7 protein-coding genes are annotated in these 7,603 nt (G+C 46.9%); 4 read left to right on the top strand and 3 right to left on the bottom strand.

Annotated elements, in window-relative coordinates; genetic code table 11:
* Window positions 1-132: 132 nt before the first annotated feature.
* Window positions 133-1,776, bottom strand: coding sequence for a phosphoglucomutase (alpha-D-glucose-1,6-bisphosphate-dependent) (gene pgm / locus Q1A40_RS22680; RefSeq protein ID WP_300006013.1), 1,644 nt, complete (start codon window positions 1,774-1,776; stop codon window positions 133-135).
* 25 nt (window positions 1,777-1,801) lie between these two features.
* A complete protein-coding gene (gene seqA, locus Q1A40_RS22685) occupies window positions 1,802-2,338 on the bottom strand; it encodes a replication initiation negative regulator SeqA (protein WP_300006016.1) in 537 nt (178 codons plus the stop codon).
* Window positions 2,339-2,598: 260 nt separating this feature from the next.
* Here seqA and ybfF point away from each other — a divergent pair, with 260 nt between their 5' ends.
* The 4 genes from ybfF to fur all read left to right on the top strand — a co-directional run bounded on the left by ybfF (window position 2,599) and on the right by fur (window position 5,224).
* Window positions 2,599-3,375 carry an esterase gene (gene ybfF / locus Q1A40_RS22690; RefSeq protein WP_300006019.1) on the top strand — a complete coding sequence of 259 codons (777 nt, stop codon included), beginning with the start codon at window positions 2,599-2,601 and terminating at the stop codon, window positions 3,373-3,375.
* A 125-nt stretch (window positions 3,376-3,500) separates the two neighbouring features.
* Window positions 3,501-3,782: a LexA regulated protein gene (gene ybfE, locus Q1A40_RS22695; protein ID WP_300006022.1), complete on the top strand. Its 282-nt coding sequence runs from the start codon at window positions 3,501-3,503 to the stop codon at window positions 3,780-3,782.
* 182 nt (window positions 3,783-3,964) lie between these two features.
* A complete protein-coding gene (gene fldA, locus Q1A40_RS22700; protein ID WP_259050018.1) occupies window positions 3,965-4,495 on the top strand; it encodes a flavodoxin FldA in 531 nt (176 codons plus the stop codon).
* 276 nt (window positions 4,496-4,771) lie between these two features.
* A complete protein-coding gene (gene fur / locus Q1A40_RS22705) occupies window positions 4,772-5,224 on the top strand; it encodes a ferric iron uptake transcriptional regulator (protein ID WP_300006026.1) in 453 nt (150 codons plus the stop codon).
* A gap of 435 nt (window positions 5,225-5,659) precedes the next feature.
* Here the strand turns inward: fur and glnS are convergent, their stop codons facing one another.
* Window positions 5,660-7,327 (bottom strand): glutamine--tRNA ligase, encoded by a 1,668-nt coding sequence (gene glnS, locus Q1A40_RS22710; RefSeq protein WP_300006029.1) that lies wholly within the window; start codon window positions 7,325-7,327, stop codon window positions 5,660-5,662.
* Window positions 7,328-7,603 lie beyond the last annotated feature (276 nt).

Here is a 7,603-nt window from a genome sequence, read left to right on the forward strand (position 1 = left end):
TCCAAGTCATCTGTTAACCACCACGGTCAACGGACAGCGCCGTTCAAGGCGCTACGCGCCATGCCCGGCGCACCATATAAAAAAGGCCGCAACGTTACCCATTCCGGCCTTTCATCAGGTGTTTTTGTCAGCTTATTTTGCGTTTTTCAGCACTTCACTAACAATATCAACCGCTTCTTTTTCAATCTGCTGACGATGCTCAGCCCCAAGGAAACTCTCGCAGTAGATTTTATAAGCTTCTTCAGTACCGGAGGGACGCGCGGCAAACCAACCGTTTTCTGTCATGACTTTCAGACCACCAATCGAAGCACCGTTACCTGGTGCCGCGGTCAGACGCGCAGTAATAGGATCACCCGCCAGGGTATCTGCGCTCACCATCTCGGGTGACAGTTTTGACAGCGCCGATTTCTGCGCCAGAGTGGCTGGAGCCTGCAGGCGGTTGTAGCTCGGTGAACCAAAACGCGCAGCCAGCTCGTCGTAATGCTGTTGTGGGTTTTTACCGGTTACCGCGGTTATTTCTGCCGCCAGCAAGCACATAATGATGCCGTCTTTATCGGTCGACCAAGGTGTGCCGTCAAAACGCAGGAATGAAGCCCCGGCACTTTCTTCACCACCAAAACCAAAGCTACCGTCAAACAGACCATCCACAAACCATTTGAATCCTACGGGTACTTCTACCAGCTTACGACCCAACTCATTGACTACGCGGTCGATCATCGCAGAAGAGACCAGGGTTTTACCAACCGCCACATCAGCGCCCCATTGCGGACGATGCTGGAACAGATAGTTAATCGCCACCGCCAGATAATGGTTCGGATTCATCAGCCCTGCCGGGGTAACAATACCATGACGGTCATAATCAGGGTCATTAGCAAACGCCAGATCAAATTTATCCCGCAGTGCCAGTAAACCGGCCATCGCACACTCAGAGGAGCAATCCATACGAATAGCGCCGTCTTTATCCAGGTGCATAAAGCGGAATGTCTGATCGACCTGATCGTTAACCAGCGTTAAGTTCAGGTTGTAGTGGCTGGCAATACGCTTCCAGTATTCGATACCAGAACCACCCAGAGGATCAACACCCAGCGTTAAGCCCGCTTTTTGAATAGCCGCCATATCAATGATATCAACCAGACCTTCAATAAACGGCTGTACCAGATCTTGCTCCTGCACATAGCCACTGGTCAGTGCTTTATCCAGAGACAGGCGTTTTACACCTTCCAGGTTTTGCGCTAATAGCTGATTAGCGCGCTTTTCAATCACGCTGGTGACGTTAGTATCAGCAGGCCCGCCATTCGGTGGATTATATTTAATTCCGCCATCATCCGGTGGGTTATGGGAAGGAGTAATAACAATACCATCAGCCAGTTCTTGAGCATGTTTGTTATGCTCAAGAATGGCATGTGAGATAGCAGGCGTTGGGGTAAAGCCATTCTCTTCCTGCACAATCACGGTGACGCCATTGGCTGTGAGAACTTCCAGCACTGAGATAAATGCAGGTTCGGACAACGCATGGGTATCCTTACCAACGTAGCAAGGCCCGGTGATGCCATTTTTAGCACGTTCTTCAGCAATTGCCTGGGCAATAGCCAGAATATGCGGCTCATTGAAACTATACCGTAATGAGCCGCCACGGTGACCGGAGGTACCAAACTTCACCTGCTGTTCGGCATTACTGACATCTGGCTTCAGCACATAATATTGCGCTGTAAGTTGAGCAACGTTAATCAAATCACTCTGTTGTGCAGGTTGACCTGCACGCTTGTGGTTAGGCATTGATCTTCCTTACTAACAGCTAGTGTTAAATGGTTCCGCAAACCTTCTCAATCAATTCCGCTGGAAACTGCATTGACTGCATAATATGCTCTACCATACTGCGCTTACGGTCAGTATTGGTATTAGTAATCACCCAGTACGGGGTGCCCGGGACATGTTTCGGCTTGGTCTGGTTACCGTTAGCCAGCAGTGTTTGCTCATTACCGGCAAAATAAACACGTGTCCTTCCATGGAGCGATTCTGTCGCCTCACCGAAAGTTTTCGCATCCAGTTGATACAATGTAGACAACACCATCATAAAGCGATTTACCGCTCTGTTTTGTTCAGCGTAGCCGTCAGATAGCAGAAGCTCACGTACAGCCCGGACGCGCAGGCGGGCGACATTAACGGTTTTTTCTTCTGCCACCGGCTCACTACTACCAGTATCCACAGGAGCCAAAGGTTCTACACCAGCGGTAAATTTTAGCATGCGCCGTAAAATATCGGACGCACTTTCACCAATATGCTGGGTATGGCTGGCAATGTAGCGATACAGCTCGTCATCAACGTCAATTTTTTTCATCTTTATCCGGTACGCTTTATTTGTGAACCTTATTATGGGCCATTATACCCAAAATCATTCGAGTTGCTCGCAGCCGCTGAGTAAATTCTGTTGAGATACATAGATAAACGATGCGATTCGACAGAACTTATAAAAGCAATGCCCAAACAAAACCTAACAAGGAACTGATTAACAGGATGCCCGGCAAAATATTTGCCGCATACTCATAGCAATAGCTTCATGATACCCTAACCAAAGGTTCCAAAATAAAGATCTTTGCCATGAAATTAAATTCTCGCCTGCATAGCGCGCAACAATCAAACAACAACCCTCCTATTGTCCTGATCCATGGCTTATTCGGTAGCCTTGATAATCTCGGCGTACTGGGTCGGGATCTGGGGCAAACTTACACCCTGCTACAAGTCGACCTACGTAATCACGGACTCTCGGGCCGTAGTGAAGAAATGAATTATCAGGCTATGGCCGCAGATATTCTCGACACTCTGGATGCCAGTGGAATAGATAAAGTCATTATTATTGGTCACTCTATGGGGGGTAAGGTTGCGATGGCATTGACAGCACTGGCTCCTGACCGGGTTGAAAAACTGGTGGTCATTGATATTGCGCCTGTGGCCTATGACGTTCATCGCCACAAAGAAATCTTTAAAGCGATTCATGCTGTGACCGAAGCCGGCGCCACCACCCGCCAACAAGCCACTGAAATTATGCAGCAGTATATCGGTGAGGCTGGCGTCATTCAGTTTTTACTCAAATCCTTCAGCCACGGTGAGTGGAAATTCAATGTTCCAGTACTGGAAGCCGAATATGAAACGATTATTGGCTGGCAGCCCGTACCTGGCTGGCCACATCCAGTTCTGTTTATTCGCGGCGGCAACTCACCTTATATTGAAGAACGCTACCGCGAAGAACTGACCCGGCAGTTCCCCCTCTCCCGTGCCTATGTTGTTGCCGGAGCCGGGCATTGGGTTCATGCTGAAAAACCAGAAGCCGTCTTGCGCGCAATTCATCGATTTATTGATGCTGACGCAGCGCATTGATTAAAAAAAGAACGAGTAAATAACTAAGCGCGCGAACACATTGGCTCAACTGGCACGCTAATGTATGATGGCGCGCTAAAATGCACCCTGCACGTGCATCAGACTTTTCTGTCAGCACCCTAATAATGGCAAAAGAACAAACAGACCGTACTACAATAGATCTGTTCGCAAATGAGCGTCGACCCGGGAGACCCAAAACGAACCCCCTCGCACGCGACGAACAGCTACGTATCAATAAACGCAACCAGCTAAAACGTGATAAAGTTCGTGGACTTAAGCGTGTAGAGCTAAAATTAAGTAACGAGGCCGTTGACGCCCTGGATCAACTGGCGGAGCTGCGCGAGCTTAGCCGCAGTGAATTGATTGAAGAAATGCTGCTTATGCAGCTTGCTTGCACCCGTCAATGACCGGAGTGAGTATAGATAAACCAATGCACCTGGCTCCAGAAGTATGACGGAGTATTATGTGGCAGACTGTGCACACAGGTCAGATACCCATTTCCGCTAATGGGGCTATTCTGCTATGATTGCCCCATGTACAGGCATTGAACGGCCGATATTAAATTCAGTTTCAAGAGGCTATCTTATTCATGGCAATCGTAGGCATTTTTTTCGGCAGCGACACGGGTAATACTGAAAACATCGCGAAAATGATTCAAAAGCAACTCGGTAAAGATGTTGCAGAAGTTCATGATATCGCTAAATGCAGCAAAGAAGACCTGGAAGGTTTTGATATTCTGCTGCTGGGTATTCCAACCTGGTACTACGGCGAAGCGCAATGTGACTGGGATGATTTTTTCCCGACACTGGAAGAAGTAGACTTCAATGGTAAGTTAGTGGCACTTTTTGGTTGCGGCGACCAGGAAGACTACGCAGAATATTTTTGTGATGCTCTCGGAACTATCCGCGATATCATTGAACCTAACGGAGCAGTGATTGTCGGACATTGGCCGACAGCAGGTTACCACTTTGAAGCATCAAAAGGTTTGGCTGATGACAGCCACTTTGTCGGTTTGGCTATCGATGAAGACAGACAACCAGAGCTGACCGCTGAACGCGTTGAGAAGTGGACCAAACAGGTAGCTGATGAATTGAATCTGGATAGCATCATTAACGCCTAATCAGTATGGCGCGAAACACATTTGCGCCGTCTTGATAGTTTTTAACAATGAAAATAATTGCTACAAATTTGTAACTTTCTTGTGTATCCCTGTACAATACCGACAAGTTAATTAACTGATAGTAGCGATAATCGGCTATACAGCTATGATTTTTCAGTTATGTTTCACATTATAGCGGCGGTTCACATTTTAAATTCACAGCCCTATAATAATGGATAATAATCTTAACGCTCACTGCAATTTGAGCTAAACGTTAAGCAACAGGAAAATTTCCGCATGACTGACAACAATACCGCATTAAAAAAGGCCGGCTTGAAAGTCACGCTTCCAAGATTAAAAATTCTTGAAGTGTTACAGGAACCGGATAATCACCATGTCAGTGCGGAAGACTTATATAAACGCCTGATTGACATGGGTGAAGAGATTGGGCTGGCTACAGTCTACCGTGTCCTCAACCAGTTCGATGACGCAGGCATTGTCACGCGTCATAACTTTGAAGGCGGGAAGTCTGTTTTTGAACTGACCCAGCAACATCACCACGATCATTTGATCTGCCTTGATTGCGGGAAAGTGATTGAGTTTAGCGATGACTCTATTGAACTGCGTCAACGTGAAATTGCCTCTCGTCATGGTATTCGTCTGACTAACCATAGCCTTTATCTGTATGGCCACTGTACAGAAGGTGATTGCCGTACTGACGAGCATGCCCACGACAATAGCGACAAATAATCGCTCAGAATGGCGTTATATTGCGCCATTCGATTTAAAATAAAGCCGGTGTATCTTCAATCATTGAAGGTTCCGGTTTTATTTTAATCCTTTGTTACCTTGGTTTCCCTTCGTAATACACCGCGTATTTTTTCTGCATATATACCCTAAATAATTCAAGTTGCTTGTAGGCGCAGAGTCAATCCTGGCGATGAGCATAGATAAACTATGTGATTCGGCAGGATTGACGAAGGTAACGCCCAAGCAACTTGAAGTATGACGGGTATAGTCACACTCCCGCCTTTCTCTCAGCAGGCATCGATTTATTTATCTGGTGATAAACTAAACAACATTGCTCTTTTTTTTCATTTAGTGTTAAAAAATGAAAACATCATCATAAAAAAAGCCGCAATGATATAAGCATCATTACGGCTTTTTGACTGGCAGAAAAGACGATTACCCGCCTATTTTTGCCCAGGTATCACGCAGACCTACGGTACGGTTAAATACCAGTTTATCGGCGCGACTATAGCGATTATCTACGCAGAAATAACCTTCACGCTCAAACTGATGAGGCTTACCAGGTTCTGCTTTCTGTAGGCTTGGTTCAGCAACCCCATGCTTGATGACTAATGATTCCGGATTTATGGTCGCGAGAAAATCTTCAGCCGCTCCTGGGTTCGCCACGCTAAACAGACGATCGTATAAATGGAATTCGACTGGCAGAGCATGCTCGGCGCTGACCCAGTGGATAACACCTTTGACTTTACGACCATCCTGAGGATCTTTGCTCAGTGTTTCCGGATCATAAGAACAGTAAATCGCGGTAATCGTACCCTGCTCGTCTTTCTCTACGCGTTCTGCCTTGATAACGTAGGCATTACGCAAACGAACTTCTTTGCCCAGCACCAAACGCTTATATTGCTTGTTCGCTTCCTCACGGAAGTCAGCCCGGTCAATATAGATTTCCCGGCTAAACGGCACTTCACGGCTGCCCATTTCTGGATTGTTCGGATGATTCGGCATAGTAATCATCAAGGTTTCCCCTTGCGGGTAGTTTTCGATAATGACTTTTACCGGATCCAGAACCGCCATCGCACGTGGTGCATTTTCATTCAGATCATCACGGATACAAGATTCCAGCGCAGCCATCTCGACTGTATTGTCTTGCTTGGTCACACCAATACGCTTGCAGAACTCACGAATAGAAGCTGCGGTATAGCCACGGCGGCGCAAACCAGAGATGGTTGGCATACGCGGGTCGTCCCAGCCTTCAACAATATTTTCCGTCACCAGCTGGCTTAGTTTACGCTTAGACATGATGGCGTATTCAAGATTAAGACGAGAGAATTCATACTGATGAGGGCGAGCCTCAATAGTAATATTATCCAGTACCCAATCATAGAGACGACGGTTATCCTGGAACTCCAGGGTACAGAGTGAGTGGGTGATCCCTTCCAGTGCATCGGAAATGCAATGGGTGAAATCGTACATCGGATAGATGCACCACTTATTACCGGTCTGATGGTGATCGGCAAATTTAACCCGATAGATAACCGGATCACGCATCACAATAAACGGCGATGCCATATCAATTTTAGCGCGCAGGCAAACGGTGCCTTCCGCAAAATCACCGTTACGCATTTTTTCAAACAGCGCCAGGTTCTCTTCAACACTGCGATCACGGTAAGGGCTGTTTTTACCCGGACTGGTCAGCGTTCCGCGATATTCACGAATTTGCTCTGGCGTCAGTTCATCAACATATGCCAGCCCTTTATTGATGAGCTCAATGGCATAGTTAAACAGCGTATCGAAATAATCAGAGGAATAGCGCACATTACCTGACCAGTGGAAGCCCAGCCACTCGACATCACGCTTAATTGACTCAACATACTCAATATCTTCTTTGACCGGGTTGGTATCATCAAACCGCAGATTACACTGACCGTTATAATCTTGTGCAATACCAAAGTTCAGGCAAATCGATTTCGCATGGCCGATATGCAGATAGCCATTTGGCTCAGGCGGAAAACGCGTGCAAATCTTAGTATGCTTACCGTTCGTCAGGTCTTCATCGACTATCTGACGAATAAAGTTAGTTGGGCGAACTTCAGCCTCACTCATTGCAAATCCCTCACAGCATAATTTTTCTTATTAACTCCGTATGATCTTATAACCTGCTGCGGGAAACAACCTCTATGCCTTAAATAATTCAATTTGCTTATGGAAGCGGCTTTAATACACCCGCGCATAAACACAAAACTCGCCCCCCCTTTTTAATCGCCAAAAAAAACGGCTGGCGAAAACGCCAGCCGTTCGTTACTGCTGTGCGCCGAGCATGGCGCGTAGCGCCTTGATGGGCGCTGTCTGTTGACTGTGGTGGTTAACAGACGACTTGGA

Source organism: uncultured Cedecea sp. (assembly GCF_947498825.1).
Classification (GTDB): Bacteria; Pseudomonadota; Gammaproteobacteria; order Enterobacterales; family Enterobacteriaceae; genus JGM124.

Excerpts from the sequence above, each read along its gene's own strand:
- pgm (WP_300006013.1), bottom strand. The coding sequence starts at position 1,776 with ATGCCTAACCACAAGCGTGCAGGTCAACCTGCACAACAGAGTGATTTG.
- seqA (WP_300006016.1), bottom strand. The coding sequence starts at position 2,338 with ATGAAAAAAATTGACGTTGATGACGAGCTGTATCGCTACATTGCCAGC.
- ybfF (WP_300006019.1), top strand. The coding sequence starts at position 2,599 with ATGAAATTAAATTCTCGCCTGCATAGCGCGCAACAATCAAACAACAAC.
- ybfE (WP_300006022.1), top strand. The coding sequence starts at position 3,501 with ATGGCAAAAGAACAAACAGACCGTACTACAATAGATCTGTTCGCAAAT.
- fldA (WP_259050018.1), top strand. The coding sequence starts at position 3,965 with ATGGCAATCGTAGGCATTTTTTTCGGCAGCGACACGGGTAATACTGAA.
- fur (WP_300006026.1), top strand. The coding sequence starts at position 4,772 with ATGACTGACAACAATACCGCATTAAAAAAGGCCGGCTTGAAAGTCACG.
- glnS (WP_300006029.1), bottom strand. The coding sequence starts at position 7,327 with ATGAGTGAGGCTGAAGTTCGCCCAACTAACTTTATTCGTCAGATAGTC.